This is a genomic window from Leptospira soteropolitanensis (assembly GCF_026151655.1).
GTDB classification, from domain to species: domain Bacteria; phylum Spirochaetota; class Leptospiria; order Leptospirales; family Leptospiraceae; genus Leptospira_A; species Leptospira_A soteropolitanensis.
Genome location: NZ_JAMQPN010000059.1, coordinates 1 through 1,264, shown reverse-complemented (window position 1 = coordinate 1,264; position 1,264 = coordinate 1). Strand labels below are relative to the sequence as shown.

Annotated in this window: 2 protein-coding genes; both read left to right on the top strand. The window is 33.1% G+C overall.

Features of this window, described 5'->3' with window-relative positions; all coding sequences use genetic code 11:
* A partial coding sequence (locus ND811_RS19275) for a transposase (protein WP_265353609.1) occupies positions 1-362 on the top strand: 362 nt, incomplete at its 5' end.
* Positions 263-1,234, top strand: coding sequence for an IS3 family transposase (locus ND811_RS19270; protein WP_322113495.1), 972 nt, complete (start codon positions 263-265; stop codon positions 1,232-1,234). The genes ND811_RS19275 and ND811_RS19270, both read left to right, overlap by 100 nt.
* The last annotated feature ends 30 nt before the right edge of the window (positions 1,235-1,264 follow it).

Here is a 1,264-nt window from a genome sequence, read left to right as displayed (position 1 = left end):
TGGTATTCCCCCAAAAAACTGGACACAAAATTTGGATCTTCGCTAAGGAGAAACAAATGTATAAACAAGCAAAGGACTACCCTCATGAGTTCAAAATCCAAGCGATAAAACGATATTTGGAAAATGGAAGGAGAGTAAATTTTACTGCCAAGGAATTAGGAATACCTGAATCTACCCTTAGAGGCTGGCGGGATAAATACATGGATGAAGTAAAAAAGGAAACCACTCCATCAAAAAAGATAAAGAAAGATTATGAAGCTTTATTGAAAGAAAAAGAAAAAATAATCAAACAATTGGAAGAAGAGAATTCAATCTTAAAAAAGTCCATAGGCATTTTCACAAGAGACCCGCTACAAAAATAGGGAAGTATCAGTTTATTCGAGATAATGTAGAAATCTTTGGAGTGGTGAAAATGTGTAAGACGTTAGAAGTCTCTAGGTCTGGTTTTTATAATTGGAAAAACAGAAAGCTAAGCAAACGAAAAGCTTATAATATTCTCTTACTAACCGAAATAAAGAGAATTCATAAAGAGTCTGAAGAGAGATATGGAAGTCCAAAGATCTATCAGGAGTTGCTATCAAAAGGATATTCTTGCAGTAAAAAATTGGTAGAGAAATTGATGAAAATAGGCAATATTCGCAGTAAAATCGTAAAAAGGTTTACAGTGGTAACCACAAACTCAAATCATTCTGCGACAATTTCGCCAAACTTACTTAATCGGGAATTCAAGGCATCAAAGCCAGGGAAAGTATGGTGCTCCGATATAACTTATATCGAAATTGATTCAAGATGGTTTTATCTAACAATGATCATCGATCTATTCAATCGAGAAATCGTTGGCTGGGATTTAAGTGAAAGTTTAGAAGCAAAATCTTTGTTAAATTGTTTTGAAAAAGCGATTTTACTACATCAACCTAAACCCGGTTGTATTTTTCATTCAGATCGTGGGATCCAATTTGCTTCCAAAGAGTTTAGAAATAAAATCACTGAACATAAAATGAAACAAAGCATGAGTAGAAAAGGAGATTGTTGGGATAATGCAGTAGCAGAATCATTTTTTAAAACACTAAAGAATGAATTAATAAGACATGTTAAATTTAAGAATATTGATCAAGCCAAACAAAGTTTGTTTGAATATATCGAAATATTTTACAATCGCAAAAGAATTCATTCTACTTTAGGCTTTACTTCACCTGTAGATTTTAGAAAATTATATGAACAGCGAGCCGCCTGATTTTCTGTCCGAAAAAAAGGGGGAATACCA